This is a genomic window from Pantoea sp. ARC270 (assembly GCF_003236725.1).
Lineage (GTDB): Bacteria > Pseudomonadota > Gammaproteobacteria > Enterobacterales > Enterobacteriaceae > Pantoea > Pantoea anthophila.
On the sequence record NZ_PUGA01000037.1, the window covers coordinates 18,825 to 38,581 of the forward strand.

15 protein-coding genes, 5 tRNA genes and 1 pseudogene are annotated in these 19,757 nt (G+C 56.9%); all 21 read right to left on the bottom strand.

Annotation, left to right across the window (positions count from 1 at the left end; translation table 11 throughout):
- Positions 1-92: 92 nt before the first annotated feature.
- Positions 93-1,700: a glutamate--cysteine ligase gene (gene gshA, locus CKF42_RS16265; protein ID WP_111208647.1), complete on the bottom strand. Its 1,608-nt coding sequence runs from the start codon at positions 1,698-1,700 to the stop codon at positions 93-95.
- 31 nt (positions 1,701-1,731) lie between these two features.
- Positions 1,732-2,160, bottom strand: coding sequence for a YqaA family protein (locus CKF42_RS16270; RefSeq protein WP_046102439.1), 429 nt, complete (start codon positions 2,158-2,160; stop codon positions 1,732-1,734).
- Positions 2,157-2,723 (bottom strand): fructose-1-phosphate/6-phosphogluconate phosphatase, encoded by a 567-nt coding sequence (yqaB, locus tag CKF42_RS16275; protein WP_111208648.1) that lies wholly within the window; start codon positions 2,721-2,723, stop codon positions 2,157-2,159. Before yqaB ends, CKF42_RS16270 begins: the two co-directional genes overlap by 4 nt.
- A gap of 533 nt (positions 2,724-3,256) precedes the next feature.
- A tRNA-Arg gene (locus CKF42_RS16285) sits at positions 3,257-3,333 on the bottom strand.
- 194 nt (positions 3,334-3,527) lie between these two features.
- A tRNA-Arg gene (locus tag CKF42_RS16290) sits at positions 3,528-3,604 on the bottom strand.
- Between the two features lie 60 nt (positions 3,605-3,664).
- A tRNA-Arg gene (locus tag CKF42_RS16295) sits at positions 3,665-3,741 on the bottom strand.
- Between the two features lie 218 nt (positions 3,742-3,959).
- Positions 3,960-4,036, bottom strand: a tRNA-Arg gene (locus CKF42_RS16300).
- 8 nt (positions 4,037-4,044) lie between these two features.
- A tRNA-Ser gene (locus tag CKF42_RS16305) sits at positions 4,045-4,137 on the bottom strand.
- A gap of 282 nt (positions 4,138-4,419) precedes the next feature.
- Positions 4,420-4,605 (bottom strand): carbon storage regulator CsrA, encoded by a 186-nt coding sequence (gene csrA / locus CKF42_RS16310; protein ID WP_008927091.1) that lies wholly within the window; start codon positions 4,603-4,605, stop codon positions 4,420-4,422.
- Positions 4,606-4,854: 249 nt separating this feature from the next.
- Complete coding sequence (alaS, locus tag CKF42_RS16315) at positions 4,855-7,482, bottom strand: alanine--tRNA ligase (RefSeq protein WP_046102441.1); 2,628 nt, start codon at positions 7,480-7,482, stop codon at positions 4,855-4,857.
- Between the two features lie 133 nt (positions 7,483-7,615).
- On the bottom strand, positions 7,616-8,140 hold the full coding sequence (locus CKF42_RS16320) for a regulatory protein RecX (RefSeq protein ID WP_111208650.1): 525 nt from the start codon (positions 8,138-8,140) through the stop codon (positions 7,616-7,618).
- 123 nt (positions 8,141-8,263) lie between these two features.
- Positions 8,264-9,331 carry a recombinase RecA gene (gene recA, locus CKF42_RS16325; RefSeq protein WP_111208651.1) on the bottom strand — a complete coding sequence of 356 codons (1,068 nt, stop codon included), beginning with the start codon at positions 9,329-9,331 and terminating at the stop codon, positions 8,264-8,266.
- Between the two features lie 95 nt (positions 9,332-9,426).
- Entirely contained in the window at positions 9,427-9,921 is a 495-nt protein-coding gene (gene pncC, locus CKF42_RS16330) for a nicotinamide-nucleotide amidase (RefSeq protein ID WP_111208652.1), read from the bottom strand.
- 101 nt (positions 9,922-10,022) lie between these two features.
- Complete coding sequence (tam, locus tag CKF42_RS16335; protein ID WP_111208653.1) at positions 10,023-10,796, bottom strand: trans-aconitate 2-methyltransferase; 774 nt, start codon at positions 10,794-10,796, stop codon at positions 10,023-10,025.
- Between the two features lie 178 nt (positions 10,797-10,974).
- Positions 10,975-11,310 (bottom strand): zinc ribbon domain-containing protein YjdM, encoded by a 336-nt coding sequence (locus tag CKF42_RS16340; RefSeq protein WP_009086905.1) that lies wholly within the window; start codon positions 11,308-11,310, stop codon positions 10,975-10,977.
- Positions 11,311-11,389: 79 nt separating this feature from the next.
- Entirely contained in the window at positions 11,390-12,472 is a 1,083-nt protein-coding gene (gene mltB, locus CKF42_RS16345) for a lytic murein transglycosylase B (RefSeq protein WP_111208654.1), read from the bottom strand.
- A 150-nt stretch (positions 12,473-12,622) separates the two neighbouring features.
- Complete coding sequence (gene narI / locus CKF42_RS16350; protein ID WP_046102444.1) at positions 12,623-13,300, bottom strand: respiratory nitrate reductase subunit gamma; 678 nt, start codon at positions 13,298-13,300, stop codon at positions 12,623-12,625.
- A complete protein-coding gene (gene narJ, locus CKF42_RS16355; protein ID WP_111208655.1) occupies positions 13,297-14,025 on the bottom strand; it encodes a nitrate reductase molybdenum cofactor assembly chaperone in 729 nt (242 codons plus the stop codon). The genes narI and narJ overlap by 4 nt, the downstream gene beginning before the upstream one ends.
- A complete protein-coding gene (gene narH, locus CKF42_RS16360) occupies positions 14,022-15,566 on the bottom strand; it encodes a nitrate reductase subunit beta (protein WP_111208656.1) in 1,545 nt (514 codons plus the stop codon). Before narH ends, narJ begins: the two co-directional genes overlap by 4 nt.
- Positions 15,563-19,324, bottom strand: a complete 3,762-nt coding sequence (locus CKF42_RS16365) for a nitrate reductase subunit alpha (RefSeq protein ID WP_111208657.1) — start codon at positions 19,322-19,324, stop codon at positions 15,563-15,565. Before CKF42_RS16365 ends, narH begins: the two co-directional genes overlap by 4 nt.
- Positions 19,325-19,423: 99 nt before the next feature.
- A pseudogene (locus tag CKF42_RS16370) lies at positions 19,424-19,757 on the bottom strand (nitrate/nitrite transporter); the annotation flags it as partial.

Here is a 19,757-nt window from a genome sequence, read left to right on the forward strand (position 1 = left end):
ACGTCTGAATATATGAAAGACGCGCATTTGTTATCATCATCCCTGACAACAGAGATGTTAATTTGGCCACATTGATGTGGCCTTTTTCTTTTCTACCCTTCCCGGCTTGCCAGATACGCTTCAAAATCCAGCTTATCGTTCGCTTCCAGCTGCTGCTGCGCCGCGACAGATTCCTGCGCCTGACGCGAGAAATCCTCTTCGGTCAGCACCTCCAGCGGCTCTTCACAGAGCAGATGACGATACTGTTCAGCCAGCGCTACGCCGGTTCCGGTCACACCATTATCCTTCATGGCCTGCAGAATGCGCGCCGAGTAGGTTAGCTCAGGATCGTCGAACGATGCTACCAGTTGATCGCAAACCTGCTGATATTCCGTGCTCGCCTGATTGTTGCTGTCTAACACTTCAGCAACCCGACGCAGATCGGCAAACAGGGTTTTGCCCACTTCAACCAGCGAATGTTCCGCTTCACCACAATCCACGGCAATTTTCTGATCCGGTTTACGGCCTTCCAGCACCACGCGGTTCCAGTTTTTACGGGTACACTGCAGCTCTTCTGCACTCATCTCCGGTGCATCGGCCAGCGTACACCAGATCAGGAACAGGTCGAGGAAGCGCACCTGGTTCTCATCGACCCCGATAGCCGAGAAGGGGTTGATATCCAGTGAACGGACTTCAATGTACTCAATGCCACCCCGCAGCAGCGCATCAGATGGCGCTTCACCGGAACGGGTCACCCGTTTTGGCCGGATTGGCGCATAGAGTTCATTCTCAATCTGCAGCACGTTGGTATTGAGCTGCAGCCAGTTGCCGTCAGCATCTTTCGTGCCCATGCCCGCAAACTCTTCTGACGGCGTTTTGATCGCTTTCTTCAGCGCCGTGACATAGCCTTCCAGCGAGTTAAACGTAATGCCCAGCGAGCTCTGCGATTTATTGGTGTAGCCGAGATCGCTCAGACGCAATGAAGTTGCATAAGGCAGCCACATTGTATCTTTGTCATTGGTTTCAAACGGCAGCGGACTCTCACGGCCCTGCAGGAAGCTGGAGCTGATCGCTGGCGATGCGCCAAACAGATAAGGGATCACCCAGCCGAAGCGATAGTAGTTGCGGATCAACCGCAGGTAGCCCGCCGAAATGGTCTCTTTTCCGCTCTCCACATCTTTCACATCCGCCCACTCCTGCCAGAAGGAAAGCGGCAGCGAGAAGTTGTAGTGAATACCGGAGATGGTCTGCATCAACGCGCCATAGCGGTTTTTCAGGCCCTGACGATAGAGGGTCTTCATCTGACCAATGTTGGATTGACCATACTGTGCCAGCTCAATATTGTCCGCATCGTCAATCACGCACGGCATACTGAAAGGCCACATACGCTCGTCACCCAGCTCACGGGCAACATGACGATGGATATCGCGCAGGAAAGCCAGCATGTGATCGATGCTGTGATCCACTGGGGTAATAAACTCCAGCAACGTTTCGGCAAAATCGGTGGTGATCCAGTCATGCTTCAGCGCCGACCCCAGCGATGCCGGGTGGCCGCTTTTTGCCAGGTCGCCATTTGCCTGTACGCGCAGTGTTTCACGCTCGATGCCACGGCCAATGCCCTTGAGAGCATTGGGATGCGCTTCCAGCCAGGAGAGCGCTTTAGAGACGTCCGGGATCACATTCCCCCCCCGCTGTGATAATAATTTATTTTTGTTCAGCATAATCTTAACCGTAGCCTCGAATCTGTGCGAATCAATGCCACCATTCCATACCCTGTAATGTGGCTATCGCGATAACGATATAACGCAGTGTTTTACCGACAGCGAGAAACAGCATCACTGGCAGCCAGGCGAACCGTAACCAGCCCGCGAGAACGCAGAGCAGGTCACCTATCACCGGTAGCCAGCTGAAGAGCAGCGCTGCAGGTCCCAGCCGGTGCAACCACGTCATTGCTGTGTCATGCCATCGCCCCTGACCTTTTAACGGCAGCAGGCGACCAATAAGAATGTTCGTTAAGCCGCCCAGTGTGTTTCCCAGTGATGCGGCTAAAAGCAATCCGTAAACTGATGTCTTTTTTGCTATCAATAGTGCTATCAGCAGTGCTTCAGAACTTCCAGGCAGAAGCGTCGCACTCAAAAAACTGCTGCCGAACATGGAGGCATAGGTGAGGATGTCACTCACAGTAAGCGGACATCCACCACATCCATCCCTGCCGCTTTCGCGGCCTGAATGCCAAAATCGGCATCCTCAAAGACCACACACCGTTCAGGCGCCACCCCCATCAGCGCTGCGCAGCGCAGAAAGGTTTCTGGCTCGGGTTTGTGTCGCTTCACATCATCAGCACCCACCACAGCCGAAAACAGCTCACGCACGCCCAGTTGCTTCAGTAACGCCTCCGCCATGCTGTGCTCGCTTCCGGTGCCCACCGCCATCGGACGACGTCCGTGGTACGCTTTAGCCACTTCCAGTAAAGGCAGCGGCCTGACGTTGTCCAGCAGCATCGCTTTCACGGCAGCGGTTTTCTCTGCGGCAAGAAGATGGGGATCGAGAGACGACTGATTGGTGTCAATGATGAACTGCGCAAGCCGCCAGGCGGGTGCGCCATTGAAGTCGATAATACGTGCTTCATCCAGCGTTAATCCGTAATGCGCCAGTACCTGACGCCACGCTTTTCGATGTGTCGGCTCTGTATCCAGGATCGTGCCGTCCATATCGAAAATCAGGGCGTCATAGTGATCGTACATTGTCACTCCGGACATTCATCAAATGAGACATTACTTTAGCCTAATGTGGACAGGTTGTCGCCAGGGGGGATGAACAGCAAATGCTTTGAAAGCATTAACAATTTTTCTTTTCAGATAAAGGTGATCGTGCGCGACCAGCGATAACAGTACGAATTTTCAGCATTTTTTTAACAATCGTCTGGTGCCGGGGCGGCGGCGCACCTGCATGAGGGGCAAACTGCAGCGGGTTAAGCAGGACAGGTGTGACTGGGCGTTGCTTAAGATGAAATGATGAATCTGTTACGCAGATGAGGCTGAAAAGCCGCGTGGATGGAGCCAGAGAAAAAGAGAAGAGCGTGAATGCGGGCTGGACGCAAATTACGTCATGGCACACTGAGGCGCTGACAATATCTGAGAATATGGTGCATCCAGGAGGATTACTCAGCTTGCGCTTCGCCCTGCGGGCCGTTGCAGATGCAACGTTATCCTCCTTAGTGCGGCCTGAACGCTAACTACGTCATGACACACTGAGGCACTGACCCTATTTGAGAATATGGTGCATCCAGGAGGATTCGAACCTCCGACCGCTCGGTTCGTAGCCGAGTACTCTATCCAGCTGAGCTATGGATGCATTGAGGGTATTGCGTTTTTTATGGACGTTCAGAAACTAACCTGAGGATGTTACAAAGAATGCTGCATCCAGGAGGATTACTCAGCTTGCGCTTCGCCCTGTGGGCCGTTGCTGATGCAACGTTATCCTCCTTAGTGCGGCCTGAACGCTAACTACGTCATGACACACTGAGGCACTGACCATATTGAAGAATATGGTGCATCCAGGAGGATTCGAACCTCCGACCGCTCGGTTCGTAGCCGAGTACTCTATCCAGCTGAGCTATGGATGCATTGGGGTGTTGCGTTTTTTTATGGACGTTCAGAAATCAACCTGAGGATGTTACAAAGAATGGTGCATCCAGGAGGATTCGAACCTCCGACCGCTCGGTTCGTAGCCGAGTACTCTATCCAGCTGAGCTATGGATGCATAAATCTGATTCTTGTACAACGCAGGGTGCTGACTACTCACCATGAAAGGAATTGCTAATTCGCTTTATTTCTTTATTTTCGATGGTGCATCCAGGAGGATTACTCAGCTTGCGCTTCGCCCTGCGGGCCGTTGCTGATGCAACGTTATCCTCCTTAGTGCGGTTTGAACGCTAATGCGTCATGTCACACTGAGGCACTTCGCCATATCCGAAAATATGGTGCATCCAGGAGGATTCGAACCTCCGACCGCTCGGTTCGTAGCCGAGTACTCTATCCAGCTGAGCTATGGATGCATCGAAAATGGCGGTGAGGGAGGGATTCGAACCCTCGATACAGCTTTTGACCGTATACTCCCTTAGCAGGGGAGCGCCTTCAGCCTCTCGGCCACCTCACCTTACGCTTTCTTTCGAACCGTGCTTCTGAACTTGTTTCTGCTCATCGGCACTGCGTGGCGCACATATTACTTTCCCGGACTTTTAAGTCAAACAATTTTTCCGAAACTTTGCTTGATTGAGCAAATCACACACAATTGGAACAAAATGGCGGCAAAAAGAGTGAATTATCAACAATGAAAGAGGAGGACGTTAACAAAACGGAGAACAGCGGGAGAGAACAAAGGGTGGGATTTTTTGCAGAAAGCGGTAGCGCCTCGCACAGGTGCGAGACGCTGAATCCGTTAAACGCTGGTCTGTTGCGTTTTTTCAGCCTGGATGCGTTGATAGATCTCTTCGCGATGCACAGACACTTCTTTCGGCGCGTTAACCCCTATACGAACCTGGTTACCCTTAACACCCAGCACCGTTACCGTTACCTCATCACCGATCATGAGGGTTTCACCAACTCGACGAGTTAGAATAAGCATTCTTTGCTCCTTGAAAGATTAAAAGAGTCGGGCTTGTACAGGCTCCCGGCATTATCCATCATTTAACGCTGCGCATTGACTATGAGGAATACACCAATGCACATCGATGCGCCAATACATTCTGCTGATAGTTAGTTTAGCCGAAATACACTACATCAACCTGACTTTGTCATTTGCTGCTTTAGCATCGTATTAAAAAGCGCCGGAACCGGGGTTCTGACGCTTCTGACCATGCTTTGTTTTATTTCATTACAGGCGGCTGCTAACCCAGCTCTCAACCCCTGCCAGCGCGCCTTTCAGCGCCTCAGCATCGTTACCACCCGCCTGAGCCATATCCGGACGACCACCGCCCTTCCCGCCTACCTGCTGCGCCAGACCGGCAATCAACTCGCCTGCTTTAACACGGTCGGTCAGATCTTTGGTCACACCCGCGATGAGCGATACCTTGCCTTCCGCCACCGTCGCTAACACGATAATCGCCGATCCCAGCTGATTCTTGAGATCGTCAACCATGGTACGCAGCATTTTCGGGTCAACATTGCTGAGCTCGCTCACCAGCAGCTTCGCCCCTTTGACATCAATGGCATTGCTGCTCAGTGACGCGCTCTCCTGCGCAGCCTGCTGATCGCGCAGTTGCTGCAACTCTTTCTCCAGAGCCCGGACGTGGTCAACCAGACCGCGTACCTTCTCGTTCAGGTTGCTGCTGTTCGCTTTTACCAGCTGCGCAATATCCTGCAGCTGGCTGCTCTGCGCGTTGACCTGAGCCAGCGCACTTTCACCGGTAATCGCCTCGATACGACGGATGCCGGCAGCGGTGCCTGACTCAGCCTGAATGCGGAACAGACCGATATCGCCAGTGCGTGCCGCGTGGGTTCCCCCACACAGTTCGACAGAGAAGTCACCCATGGTCAGCACGCGAACACGCTGATCATACTTTTCGCCGAACAGAGCCATCGCCCCTTTAGACTTCGCCGCATCAAGATCCATCACCTCGGTTTCCACCGGCAGGTTGCGACGAATCTGTGCATTGACGATATCTTCGACCTGACGAATCTCCTGAGGTTTCATCGCTTCAAAATGCGAGAAGTCGAAACGCAGATATTTGTCATTAACCAGAGAGCCTTTCTGCCCCACGTGCTCACCTAAAACCTGGCGTAATGCGGCGTGCAATAAGTGGGTGGCAGAGTGGTTAAGACGGATGCGTGCACGACGTGCCGCATCAACCTGCGCCTCAAGGCGGTCGCCGATACGCAACTGCCCGGCGGTCAGCTTACCGACATGACCGATTGCCTGACCATATTTTTGTGTATCCTGGACGCTAAATTCAGCATTCTTCCCTTTCAGCAGACCGGTATCGCCAACCTGACCACCCGATTCGCCATAGAATGGCGTTTCATCCAGCACAACGACGGCATCCTGACCTGCGGACACTTCATCCACCGCCTCACCTGCAACATAGAGTGCTTTTACGGTGGCGGCTAAATCGAGCTGGTCGTAGCCTTTGAAGGAGGAGGCCGCATCGATGCGGATTACGTTGCTGTAGTCAGCGCCGAAGCCGCTCGCTTCACGGGCACGCTGACGCTGCTGCTCCATCGCCTGCTCGAAGCCCGCTTCGTCGATTTTCAGATTGCGTTCGCGGCAGACGTCAGCGGTTAAATCCGCCGGGAAACCAAAGGTGTCGTAGAGACGGAAGACGATTTCACCATCCAGGGTGTCGCCCTGCAGTTTTGCCAGCTCCTCGTCCAGCAGCGCCAGTCCGCGTTCCAGCGTGCGGGCAAACTGCTCTTCTTCGCTTTTCAGCACCTGCTCAACCTGAGCCTGCTGGCGCTGCAACTCTTCGCCTGCAGCACCCATGACCTCAACCAGCGGCGCAACCAGCTTATAGAAAAAGGCCTCTTTGGCACCCAGCATGTTGCCATGACGCACGGCACGACGAATGATACGACGCAGCACGTAGCCCCGGCTCTCATTGGACGGGATCACACCATCGGCAATCAGGAAGGCGCAGGAGCGGATGTGGTCGGCAATCACGCGCAGCGATTTGTTGCTGAGGTCAGTCGCACCGGTAACCTGCGCCACAGCCTGAATCAGTTTCTGGAACAGGTCGATTTCGTAGTTAGAGTTGACGTGTTGCAGAACGGCAGAAATGCGCTCCAGACCCATCCCGGTATCAACCGAAGGTTTGGGCAGCGGCAGCATGGTGCCATCCGCCTGGCGGTTGAACTGCATAAAGACGATGTTCCAGATCTCGATGTAACGGTCACCATCCTCTTCCGGGCTGCCTGGCGGGCCACCCCAGATGTGATCGCCATGATCGTAGAAAATCTCGCTGCACGGACCACACGGACCGGTGTCACCCATCTGCCAGAAGTTATCTGACGCGTAGGCGCCGCCCTTGTTGTCGCCGATGCGAATAATGCGCTCGCGTGGCACACCGATCTCTTTTTCCCAGATCGCGTAGGCTTCATCATCGGTTTCATAAACCGTTACCCACAGACGCTCTTTTGGCAGGCCGAACCACTGTTCGCTCGTCAGCAGTTCCCAGGCAAAACCAATCGCCTCTTTCTTGAAGTAGTCACCAAAGCTGAAGTTACCCAGCATTTCAAAGAAGGTGTGGTGACGCGCGGTGTAGCCGACGTTTTCAAGATCGTTGTGTTTTCCGCCCGCGCGCACGCAGCGCTGCGACGTGGTCGCCCGTGTGTAATCACGTTTGTCCTGACCGAGGAACACATCTTTAAACTGGTTCATCCCGGCGTTAGTAAACAACAACGTTGGATCGTTATTCGGTACGAGGGAGCTGCTGGTTACAACCTCATGTCCCTTGCTATGAAAAAAGTCGAGAAACGCCTGACGGATCTCAGCAGTGCTCTTGCTCATATATGTCCTGGAATCACGCTAACGAACGTTCCCACCGATCGGTGCGACCCCATTATCCTGGTGCCGGATCAGCGGAACAAAAAGTGGGAATAAGATAAATTTTCTTCAGTGGGAAGTAAAATTACATCGGCCCTTAGTCGTCAAAATTTCTGAAAACAGACTGGATATCTTCGCTCATAAACCCTTTTGACTGCAGGTAGCGTAGTACTTTCGCTTTCTCTTTCCACTCGACAGGCAGCGGATGCCCGAATTTTCTTTCGGCCAGTTCTGCCGCACAGGCAGCCCAGTCCACCTCCGTTTCTTCCATCGCAATATCAATGGCTTCACGGTCAATGCCTTTCTGAGCCAGTTCAAGACGGACACGCTGGGAGCCAAAGCCTTTCCGGCTGCGGCTCTGAATAAATCGTTCAGTGAAACGCGTGTCATTCAGCCAGCCGCTCTCCTGACACCAGTTCAGCACCTGCTCCAGCAGCGCATCGGTGATGATCTCAGGCTCTTTTTTTTGCGCCCATGCCGCACGCTGCGCCGATTGCTGCAGCTTACGCGCCAGCTCTGCACGGCTGTGATCGCGCTGGCCCAGAATACGCATCGCGCGGTCAAGCAGGCGGGAATAGGAGACAACATTGGATTGGGGTTGGAGCTGAGTAGATTCAGTCATACTGCGCACCTTGTACAAACAGGGGAAAGATTATGGCGACAGAACAGGACAGAGGGAAGGCAGGAGAGGGACAGAGGGAAGTAAAAATAACGGGAGAGGCCTTCGCCTCTCCCGTCTTAGTCATCAGAAGTCTTCGTTCGCTTCGCTGGCTGCGTTCTCATTCTCAGCAGATTTGTCTGCTTCGAGTGATTCATCCGCGCCGCTGAGCAGTAACTCACGTAACTTCAGATCGATTTCGTTTGCCACAGCCGCATTCTCTTTCAGGAAGTTGCTGGCATTCGATTTACCCTGACCAATCTTGTCGCCATTGTAGCTGTACCATGCACCCGCTTTTTCAATCAGCTTGTGCTTCACGCCCAGGTCAACCAGCTCACCGAAGGTATTGATCCCTTCACCGTACATGATCTGGAATTCAGCCTGTTTAAACGGCGCGGCGATTTTGTTTTTCACCACTTTAACGCGGGTCTCACTGCCGACCACGTTATCGCCCTCTTTAATCGCACCGATACGGCGGATATCAAGACGGACAGAGGCGTAGAACTTCAGCGCGTTACCGCCGGTAGTGGTTTCCGGGTTACCAAACATCACACCAATCTTCATACGGATCTGGTTGATGAAGATCAGCAGGGTGTTTGACTGCTTCAGGTTACCGGCCAGCTTACGCATCGCCTGGCTCATCATACGTGCCGCGAGGCCCATGTGTGAGTCACCGATCTCACCTTCGATTTCCGCTTTCGGCGTCAGCGCCGCAACGGAGTCGACGATGATGACATCGACCGCGCCAGAGCGGGCCAGTGCATCACAGATCTCCAGCGCCTGCTCACCGGTGTCCGGCTGTGAGCAGAGCAGGTTGTCGATATCGACGCCCAGCTTCTTGGCATAGACCGGGTCAAGCGCATGCTCGGCATCGATAAAGGCACAGGTTTTGCCTTTACGCTGAGCCGCGGCGATGACCTGCAGGGTCAGCGTCGTTTTACCGGAAGACTCAGGTCCGTAGATCTCAACGATACGACCCATTGGCAGACCACCTGCGCCTAATGCGATATCCAGCGACAGCGAACCGGTAGAGATGGTTTCCACATCCATTGAGCGGTCTTCACCCAAGCGCATGATGGAGCCTTTACCAAATTGTTTCTCAATCTGGCCCAGCGCGGCAGCTAAAGCCTTCTGTTTGTTTTCATCAATCGCCATTTCAACTCCTAATCAAGCCGGGTAAACACGCACTCAGGGTGCCTGCACTCTTTCTGTTGCCGACAATTATACTGTATAGTCATACAGTATCAAGTTTAATTTGTCAGAAATTCGCCATACAGTGTCTGCAGGGCCCATGCCACCGACTGGCGGCGTACGGCATCACGATCGCCGCTGAAATGCTGCTGAAAAGTCAGCACTTTATCGTCAGGGCCGGCCAGGCCAAACCACACCGTGCCGACCGGTTTTTCTTCACTGCCGCCATCCGGGCCGGCGATGCCGCTGACTGAAATGGCATAGTCTGCCTGAGCGGCCTGACGGGCACCCTGCGCCATCTCCCGCACCACCGCCTCGCTGACCGCGCCATACCGTTCCAGCGAGGCTGCCTGTACGTTCACCAGCTGCTGTTTTGCCTCATTACTGTAGGTCACAAAACCGCGTTCAAACCAGGCGGAACTGCCACTGATATCGGTAAAGACCTTTGCAATCCATCCGCCGGTGCAGGATTCCGCACAGGTGACGGTGGCGTTGCGCTGCTTCAGCTTCTCACCTATCTGCGCGCTAAGCGCCTGCAGTTGCTGATCATCCATTGCGACTCTCCCGTGGGGTGTGGATTGAAGGTGGTGCAGAAAGCGCACTTTTTCAAGGGCTCTCTGCACTATTGCCCTGTTTTTGCGGCTGAGTTTCCAGCTCACGCCCCTTTTTTCACTGCCACCATAAAAAGACGCGGGAAAGCGAGCAACACCTGACCGTCGGCCCGGGCCGGATAGGCGCTGAGCAGCTGCTGATGATAATCGGCGAGAAACGCCGCCTGGGATGCCTCATCCAGTGACGCCAGGAACGGGCGCAAGCCTGTTGCCTGCAGCCAGCTGATAATCGCCTGCGCATCAGCCATGACGTGATAATAGGTGGTGCGCCAGATATCCACCTCGCAACCCGCCTGGGTGAGCAGATCGTAATAGGCGCCGGCAGAGAGCAGCGCGACACGATCAGCGGTGCGGATCTGTGAACGCCAGCGCGCGGTTGCGGCGACCTCACGCATCAGCTGGTGCGAGGGTTCATTGAGGTTATCCGGCATCTGAACCGCCAGCACGCCACCGGGGGCCAGCTGCCTGACCAGATGGGGGAACAGCGCAGTGTGATCATCCAGCCACTGCAGGGAAGCGTTGGCGTAGATGACCTGCTGCGGGACCTCTGCCTGCCAGCTGCGGATGTCCGCCTGCACAAAGCGGCAGTGTGGCAGGCGTTCACGGGCCTGCGTTAACATCGCCGCGGAACTGTCCAGTCCGGTAATCTGCGCCAGCGGCCAGGCATCAGCGAGCAGCTCCGTGCTGTTGCCCGGCCCGCATCCCAGATCGGTGACCTGCTCAACCTGCTCCGGACGGATACGCGCCAGCAGCTCATGCGCCGGACGTGTGCGTTCCGCTTCAAATTTACGATACAGCACGGGATCCCACTCTTTCATCCTGACCTCTCATTCAGCAATCAGCTCTTCGTTTACTGAGACGGATGAAAGGCAAAAAAGTGCGACCCGTGACGGCGTTTTACTGACTGTACAGTTAGCGGCGGCGGAAAAAGGGGGGAGAGGAAGGCGGAACCGGATAAGGCAGAGTGAGCGCGGGCGCGTCCGTGCGCCCCTGATCTCAGTTCTTTTTCACAAACTCAGATTTTAATTTCATCGGGCCAAAGCCGTCGATTTTGCAATCGATGTTGTGGTCCCCTTCAACCAGACGAATGCTTTTCACTTTGGTGCCGATCTTCAGTGAAGAGGAGCTGCCCTTCACCTTAAGATCTTTGATCACCGTGACGCTGTCGCCATCTGCCAGCAGATTGCCGTTGGCATCACGCACCTCCAGGGGTGCGTTGCTGCTGTCACCCTCACCTTCGGTCCAGATATGACCGCAGGAGGGGCAGTTGAGGTTGTCACCATCTTGCCAGGTATAATCGGCGTGACAGGCTGGGCAGGCAGGTAAAGACATAACGACTCCAGAGATAACTGTGGCTGTGTGGCCTGAAAAGGCCGACATCATATAACCTTACAGTTAACAAGGGTAGCCTTTATAACAGACCACCCTGTCGCGTTTTGCCGACCGCCTCACCCAGCTGCCACACCGCCATCGCATAGTGGGTGCTGTGGTTGTAGCGTGTGATGACATAAAAATTGGGCAAGCCGTACCAGTACTGATAACTGGTGCCGAGATCGAGCCGCAGCAGACTCACCTCATCGTTGCCGTCCAGCGAGCCCTGAGGAGACAATCCTGAGGCCGCCAGCATGCTCACGCTGTAGCGGGTTTTGAAGCCATCATCCAGCATCGGTGCCTGACCGCTGGCCGGAACGGCAACATTTTCACCGCTGCGCCAGCCATGCTTCTGGAAGTAGTGCGCCACGCTGCCGATCGCATCCACCGGATCCCAGAGATTGGCATGACCGTCGCCGTTAAAATCAACCGCATACTCCTGATAAGAAGAGGGCATAAACTGACCATAGCCCATCGCGCCGGCGAAAGAGCCTTTCAGCGCCAGCGGGTCATCCTGCTCTTTACGCGACATCAGCAGGAAGGTTTCCAGCTCGCTGCTGAAGTACTCAGCACGGCGTGGATAGTTGAACGACAGGGTCGCCAGCGCATCCAGAATGCGCGTTTTCCCCATGACGCGCCCCCAGCGGGTTTCCACGCCGATGATGCCGACAATAATTTCCGGCGGCACGCCGTAAACCTGCTGCGCGCGCTGCAGCGCATCCTGATACTGGTTCCAGAACGCTACCCCGTTTTGCACGTTATCCGGCGTAATGAATTTGTTGCGATAGCGGATCCAGGCCCCGTTAGGACCCGGCGCGGGCGTATAGCTCGGGGCCTGACGATCCATCAGCCGCAGCACATAATCCAGCCGTTTTGCCTGACCGATAATGTCGTGCAGTTGCTGACGATCAAAGTCATGCTCTTTCACCATCTTATCGATAAATTTCTCGGCGGCCGGATTGCCGGCAAAATCGCCAGACATGCCCGATCCGTTATGCGACGGCTGCAGTAAAAAACCGCCCTGCGGCGCAGCCAGCATCTTCTGCCGGGAGGGAACGTCAGGTTTGCTGCTGCAGGAGGCCAGAAGCGGAATAAGGGCAAGGAGGGCTAGCTTGAGACGCATCGGTTATCCATAAACGAGGGGGTAAAATCAGATGCGGTAATAGTAGACGTTCAGCGCAGCGACATACAGGGCAAAATCTTAAAAAAACGTCAAGGCTGACGCCGGTGAAAACCGCCGCAGGGCTGCCCTGCCCCCGCGGCGGCTCAGCATTCAGCGACGGTTTCTGACCAGTTGATAGCGCCGGGTCAGGTACTCAACCGGTGCGCTCCAGATATGCACCAGCCGGCAGAAGGGGAACAGCAGGAACAGGGTCATCCCCAGCACCATATGGACGCGGTAGATCACTGCCACCCCGGCCAGATGCTGTGAAGCACCGCCGTGGAAAGTTACCACCGCCTGTGCCCAGCCCACCAGCTTCATCATTTCACTGCCATCCATATGCTGAGCAGAGAAGGGAATGGTCAGCAGGCCCAGCGTGGCCTGCACCACCAGCAGGGTCAGGATCAGAATATCGCCGACGCTGCTGGTCGCCCGCACCCGCGGATGGGTCAGACGACGCTTCAGCAGCAGCGCTCCCCCGGCCAGCGTCATCGCCCCGAACAGGCCACCCGCCACCATCGCCAGCTTCTGCTTCACGTCGATCGGCAGAAACGACTCATACATCCAGTGCGGCGTCAGCATCCCGACGAAATGACCGAAGAAGATGCCGATAATGCCGATGTGGAACAGGTTAGAGGCGAGCCGCATCCCCTTTTTATCCAGCATCTGACTGGAACCGGCCCGCCAGCTGTACTGGCCGTAGTCATAGCGCAGCCAGCTCCCCACCAGAAAAACCGTTCCGGCAAGATAGGGGTAAATATCGAAGAAGAAAGTGTTCAGAACATTCATGCTGATTCTCCTGTGCGGCGTGCCGTCGCCGCGGCAATATCCAGATAGTGCGGCGCGACCGCATCGGCGAAGCGACGCTGATGCATCGCCTGCTGCGCTGAGACACAGCCCTGCTCGCCGAGAAATTTAATCTGCTCCTCTTCCCAGACCGCATCCAGCGCCGCCGGGGTGTCGTCACGCGCTTCCTTCGCCACCTGCGGCCGGAGGGTGGCCGGGTCAGCCGCGCTGCCCGCCAGCGTCAGTAACAGCGTGAAAAGGTCGGCATAGGGACTCTGGCGCGCTTCCAGACGCGCCGCCAGCAGAGCCAGAATCGGCACGATATCCTCCAGTCCCTGGCGCGCCGCCTCGTCACTTTGACAGGCGAGATACTCCAGATAGAGCGGCAGATAATCGGGCAGCTCTTTGCTGTCCAGCTCCAGACCGGCGGCCCGGTAGTGCGCCAGCAGATCGACCATCGCCTGACCGCGATCGCGGGATTCGCCATGCACATGCTCAAACAGCAGCAGCGAGGTGGCGCGTCCGCGATCAAACAGGGCGCAGTAGTCCGCCTGCGCATCCAGCAGTGGCCGCGCACAGAGCTGCTGAATAAACTGCTGCAGCCCTGCCCGCTGCGGCAGATCAAGTTCATCTGCCGCGTCCAGCGCCGCGATCAGCTCAGAGTGATGAGCAAACAGCGCCTCGTCCGGGTAATCCAGCAGCCGTGACAGCATCCGTAACGTCATCATGAGGCATCCTCCTGGCGGCGGGTCTGACTGGCGATGTCGATGGCATCAATGCGACGGCTGTTAAACAGATTGAACCGGCTGTCGCTGCCGTGGCAGCCATCGCCAAAGGTAAAGCCGCAGCCTTTACTTTCCGGGAAGGCTTCACGCGCCAGCTCACGATGGCTGGAAGGCACCACAAAACGATCTTCGTAGTTGGCGATCGCCAGATAGCGGTACATCTCCTGCGCCTGCGCTTCGGTCAGGCCGACCTGTTCCAGCGCCCGGCTATCGCGCTGCCCCTCCACGCTCTCAGCGCGTTTGTAGTGGCGCATCGCCAGCATCCGTTTCAGTGCCCGCAGCACCGGCGCGGTGTCGCCTGCGGTCAGCAGGTTGGCCAGATACTCAACCGGGATGCGCAGACTCTCCACATCCGGCAGCACGCCGGTGTGAGCCAGTGCGCCGCCATCCACTGCCGACTGAATTGGTGACAGCGGCGGCACATACCAGACCATCGGCAGCGTGCGGTATTCCGGATGCAGCGGCAGCGCCAGCTTCCACTCCATCGCCATTTTGTAGACCGGCGAACGCTGCGCCGCGTCGATCACGCTCTGCGCCACGCCATCTTTCAGCGCCTGGGCGATCACTGCCGGATCGTGCGGGTCAAGGAAGATATCCAGCTGACGCTGGTAGAGATCTTTTTCGTTTTCCGCTGACGCCGCCTGTTCAATCCGGTCAGCGTCATAGAGCAGCACGCCGAGATAGCGGATCCGGCCGACACAGGTTTCCGAACAGACGGTCGGCTGGCCCGATTCAATGCGCGGATAACAGAAGATGCACTTCTCAGATTTGCCGCTTTTCCAGTTGAAGTAGATCTTCTTGTAGGGACAGCCGGTCAGGCACATGCGCCAGCCGCGGCATTTATCCTGATCGATCAGCACGATGCCATCTTCGCCGCGCTTGTAGATGGCGCCGCTGGGACAGGTTGCCACGCAGGCCGGATTAAGGCAGTGCTCACAGAGGCGCGGCAGGTACATCATGAAGGTGTGCTCAAACTGGCCATAGATCGCCTTCTGGATGTTATCGAAGTTCTTATCCTGCGAGCGCTTCGCAAACTCGCCGCCAAGGATCTCCTCCCAGTTCGGGCCATTCTCGATCTTTTTCATCCGCTGACCGGTGATCAGCGAGCGCGGGCGGGCGATCGGCTGCTGTTTTCCGGCGGGTGCATTGTGCAGATGCTGGTAGTCGAAATCGAACGGCTCGTAGTAATCATCCAGCGCGGGCACGTCCGGATTAGCAAAGATCTTCGACAGCAGCCCGACACGGCTGCCCATGCGCGGCTCCAGCCTGCCGTTGATCTTCCGGATCCAGCCCCCCTTCCACTTCTGCTGATCTTCCCAGGCGTGCGGATAGCCGACGCCGGGCTTGCTCTCGACGTTGTTAAACCAGGCGTATTCCATCCCCTCGCGGCTGGTCCAGACGTTTTTGCAGGTCACCGAGCAGGTGTGGCAGCCGATACATTTGTCGAGGTTCAGCACCATGCCGACCTGTGAGCGAATTTTCATGGTTTCACCTCCTGCTGGCCGCCCTGGCAGGCGTCGTGCCCTTCCCCGTCTAGCCAGTCAACGTTATTCATTTTTCTCACTACCACGAACTCATCGCGGTTCGACCCGACGGTGCCGTAGTAGTTAAAGCCCCAGGAGAGCTGGGCGTAGCCGCCAATCATATGGGTCGGTTTCGGGCAGGCCCGGGTCACAGAGTTGTGGATCCCGCCGCGCTGGCGGGTGATCTCCGAACCGGGGATATTCACGATGCGTTCCTGAGCGTGATACATCATGGTCATACCGGCCGGGATGCGCTGGCTCACCACCGCGCGGGCGGTCAGGGCACCGTTGGCGTTGAACGCCTCGATCCAGTCGTTATCCGCAATGCCCAGTTCGCGGGCATCCTCTTCACTCATCCAGACAATCGGGCCGCCGCGCGACAGGGTCAGCATCAGCAGGTTGTCGCTGTAGGTGGAGTGAATGCCCCACTTCTGATGTGGCGTCAGGAAATTCAGCGCCTTCTCCGGGTTGCCGTTGGGTTTACTGTTGAGCAACGGCTTCGCTGCCCGGGTGTCAATCGGCGGACGGTAGACCATCAGGCTTTCGCCGAAGGCGCGCATCCACTCATGGTCCTGATAGAGCTGCTGACGGCCACTCAGGGTACGCCACGGGATCAGTTCATGAACGTTGGTGTAGCAGGCGTTGTAGGAGACATGCTCATCTTCCAGACCTGACCAGGTCGGGCTGGAGATGATTTTGCGCGGCTGCGCCTGGATATCGCGGAAGCGGATCTTCTCATCTTCTTTGTTCAGCGCCAGGTGAGTGTGATCGCGACCGGTTATCGCGCCCAGCGCCTGCCAGGCTTTTACCGCCACCTGACCGTTGGTTTCCGGCGCCAGCGCCAGAATCACCTCGGCCGCATCAATGGCCGTGTCGATATTGGGCCGTCCCGCAGCCGGGCCATCCGCTTTGACATAGTTCAGCTGCTTCAGGAGATCGACCTCTTTGCAGGTGTTCCAGCTAATCCCTTTGCCGCCGTTGCCCTGCGCCTCCAGCAGTGGCCCCAGCGTGGTAAAGCGCGCCCAGGTCGCCGGATAGTCACGCTCCACCACCATGATGTGCGGTGCCGTTTTACCGGGGATCAGATCGCACTCCCCTTTTTTCCACTCTCTGCCTTCAAACGGCTGCGCCAGTTCGGCGGGCGAGTCGTGCAGCACCGGTAGCGTCACCACATCCGTTTCAACGCCTAGATGACCGGGGCAGAGTTCGGAGAAGGCTTTGGCGATGCCTTTGTAGATCTCCCAGTCACTTTTTGACTCCCAGGCGGGGTCGACCGCCGCCGAAAGCGGATGGATAAACGGATGCATATCCGACGTATTCATGTCGTCTTTTTCATACCAGGTGGCGGTCGGCAGCACCACATCGGAGTAGAGGCAGGTGCTCGACATACGGAAATCGAGGGTCACCACCAGATCCAGTTTTCCTTCGGCGCCCTGCGCCTGCCATTCGACCTCCTCCGGCTTCACGCGCCCCTGCTGGCCTAAATCTTTTCCCTGAATGCCGTTTTCGGTGCCGAGCAGATACTTCAGCATGTACTCATGCCCTTTCCCTGACGAGCCAAGCAGGTTAGAGCGCCAGACAAACAGGTTTCGCGGAAAGTTCTGCGGATCGTCCGGCTGTTCAGCGGCAAAGCGCAGGGTGCCCTGCTTCAGGCTCGCCACGGTATAGTCAATCACCGACTGCCCGGCGGCGCTGGCCCGGGCGGCGATGTGCAGCGGGTTGACGTTAAGCTGCGGCGCGGAAGGCAGCCAGCCCATGCGTTCGGACCGGACGTTAAGGTCGATCAGGCTGCCGCTGAAGCGGCTTTTATCGGCCAGCGGTGAGAGCAGTTCTTCGGTCGCCAGGGTTTCATAGCGCCACTGGCTGGAGTGGTTGTAAAAGAAAGAGGTGCTGTTCATCTGGCGTGGCGGACGCTGCCAGTCGAGGCCAAAGGCCAGCGGAGCCCAGCCGGTCTGCGGACGGAGTTTCTCCTGACCAACGTAATGCGCCCAGCCTCCGCCGCTCTGACCGACGCAGCCGCAGAAAATCAGCAGGTTCATCAGTCCCCGGTAGTTCATGTCCATGTGATACCAGTGGTTCATACCGGCACCGACAATGATCATTGAACGTCCGTGGGTTTTCTCCGCGTTCCCGGCAAACTCGCGCGCGAGGCGGATGATGTTCTGCCGGGAGACGCCGGTGATCTGCTCCGCCCAGGCGGGACTGTAGGCTTTTATCTCATCATAGTTTTGCGCGCAGTGAGCATCGTCCAGACCGCGATCCAGCCCGTAGTTTGCCAGGGTCAGATCGTAGACGCTGGCGACCCGGGCTTCGCTGCCATCTGCCAGCGTCAGGCGTCTGACCGGCAGCTTATGCAGCAGGATCTCATCCAGCGCCACGCTGTTAAAATGGTCGCTGGTGATGCCGCCGAAGTAAGGGAAACCGACCTCGACCACCTCATCGTGGCTGCCGAGCAGACTCAGCTGCAGCTCCACCTCTTTTTGCGACAGGCCATCGCGCTGCTCCAGATTCCATTTCCCTTTTTCACCCCAGCGGAAGCCGATCGCGCCCTGAGGGGCCACCAGATCGCCGGTGGTCTGATCCAGCGCCACCGTTTTCCATTCCGGGTTGTTTTTCTGACCCAGCCCATCGACCAGATCGCTGGCGCGCAGCTGGCGACCCGCGGCATAAAATCCGCCTTCGCGCGGCTCCAGCAGTACCAGCATCGGCATGTCGGTGTAGCGGCGCACATAGTCGCGGAAATAGGGGACATCACGGTCGAGGTGAAACTCTTTCAGCATCACGTGGCCCATCGCCAGCGCCATCGCGCTGTCGGTGCCCTGCTTCGGACTCAGCCACTGGTCGCACAGCTTCGCGACTTCGGCATAGTCCGGGGTGATCGCCACGGTTTTCGTCCCCTTGTAGCGGACTTCGGTAAAGAAGTGCGCATCCGGGGTGCGGGTCTGTGGCACGTTTGAGCCCCAGGCAATGATGTAGGAAGCGTTATACCAGTCGGCGGATTCCGGCACGTCGGTCTGCTCGCCCCAGGTCATCGGTGAGGCCGGTGGCAGGTCACAATACCAGTCATAGAAGCTCAGGCAGGTGCCGCCAATTAACGACAGGTAACGCGCCCCGGCGGCATAGGAGACCATCGACATGGCCGGAATCGGCGAGAAGCCGACCACGCGATCAGGGCCGTAGGTTTTGGCCGTGCAGATATTCGCGGCGGCAATCAGCTCATTCACCTCCTGCCAGCTGGATCGCACAAACCCGCCGCGTCCGCGCGCCTGTTTATAGCTGCGCGCTTTTTCCGGATCGCGGATGATGGAGGCCCAGGCCTCTACCGGATCGCTATGCTGCGCCTTCGCCTCGCGCCAGAGCTGGATCAGCGTCTTACGCATCAGCGGATATTTCAGACGGTTGGCGCTGTAGAGATACCAGGAGTAGCTGGCACCGCGTGGACAGCCGCGCGGTTCATGGTTCGGCAGGTCGGGACGGGTGCGGGGGTAGTCAGTCTGCTGGGTCTCCCAGGTGACCAGGCCGTTTTTGACGTAGATTTTCCAGCTGCACGAGCCGGTGCAGTTAACGCCGTGGGTGGAGCGCACGACTTTATCGTGCTGCCAGCGACTGCGGTAGCCATCTTCCCAGTCACGGTTGCTGTTCAGCGTCTGACCATGCTGGCCGGAAAAGGGCTCAGCCAGCTGTTTGAAATAGCGAAATCGATCGAGAAATTTGCTCATCCGGAAAGCTCCTGAAGGCCTGGTGTCACATTGCTCACTCTGCATGCGTGCTGCTGCAGAAAATAAAGGGGGTGCCGGTGCGCCACACCGGCGTTGTCGTTATCCGGCGCGCGCTTTTCGTCCATAGACCCGCCAGGTCACGGCGATACAGCAGAGGTAGAAGACCAGAAAGATTTTCATCGCCCCGGCCGGAGAGCCGGTCATGGCAAGCGAGAGGCCAAAGGTCTGCGGAATAAAGAAGCCGCCCAGCGCGCCGATAGCGGAGATAAAGCCAAGCGCCGCGGAGGTTTCTGTGGCGGCTTCCCGCTGTGCCAGCGCCTCGTCACCGCCTTCAGCTTTGATGCGTTCCAGCGTCAGACGGCGGAAGATCACGGCAATCATCTGGTAGGTGGAACCGCTGCCGAGGCCGGAAGTGAGGAACAGGCCCATAAAC

Bases quoted from the DNA above. Each gene is read 5' to 3' on its own strand.
- gshA (WP_111208647.1), bottom strand. From the start codon at position 1,700: ATGCTGAACAAAAATAAATTATTATCACAGCGGGGGGGGAATGTGATC.
- yqaB (WP_111208648.1), bottom strand. From the start codon at position 2,723: ATGTACGATCACTATGACGCCCTGATTTTCGATATGGACGGCACGATC.
- csrA (WP_008927091.1), bottom strand. From the start codon at position 4,605: ATGCTTATTCTAACTCGTCGAGTTGGTGAAACCCTCATGATCGGTGAT.
- alaS (WP_046102441.1), bottom strand. From the start codon at position 7,482: ATGAGCAAGAGCACTGCTGAGATCCGTCAGGCGTTTCTCGACTTTTTT.
- CKF42_RS16320 (WP_111208650.1), bottom strand. From the start codon at position 8,140: ATGACTGAATCTACTCAGCTCCAACCCCAATCCAATGTTGTCTCCTAT.
- recA (WP_111208651.1), bottom strand. From the start codon at position 9,331: ATGGCGATTGATGAAAACAAACAGAAGGCTTTAGCTGCCGCGCTGGGC.
- pncC (WP_111208652.1), bottom strand. From the start codon at position 9,921: ATGGATGATCAGCAACTGCAGGCGCTTAGCGCGCAGATAGGTGAGAAG.
- tam (WP_111208653.1), bottom strand. From the start codon at position 10,796: ATGAAAGAGTGGGATCCCGTGCTGTATCGTAAATTTGAAGCGGAACGC.
- CKF42_RS16340 (WP_009086905.1), bottom strand. From the start codon at position 11,310: ATGTCTTTACCTGCCTGCCCAGCCTGTCACGCCGATTATACCTGGCAA.
- mltB (WP_111208654.1), bottom strand. From the start codon at position 12,472: ATGCGTCTCAAGCTAGCCCTCCTTGCCCTTATTCCGCTTCTGGCCTCC.
- narI (WP_046102444.1), bottom strand. From the start codon at position 13,300: ATGAATGTTCTGAACACTTTCTTCTTCGATATTTACCCCTATCTTGCC.
- narJ (WP_111208655.1), bottom strand. From the start codon at position 14,025: ATGATGACGTTACGGATGCTGTCACGGCTGCTGGATTACCCGGACGAG.
- narH (WP_111208656.1), bottom strand. From the start codon at position 15,566: ATGAAAATTCGCTCACAGGTCGGCATGGTGCTGAACCTCGACAAATGT.
- CKF42_RS16365 (WP_111208657.1), bottom strand. From the start codon at position 19,324: ATGAGCAAATTTCTCGATCGATTTCGCTATTTCAAACAGCTGGCTGAG.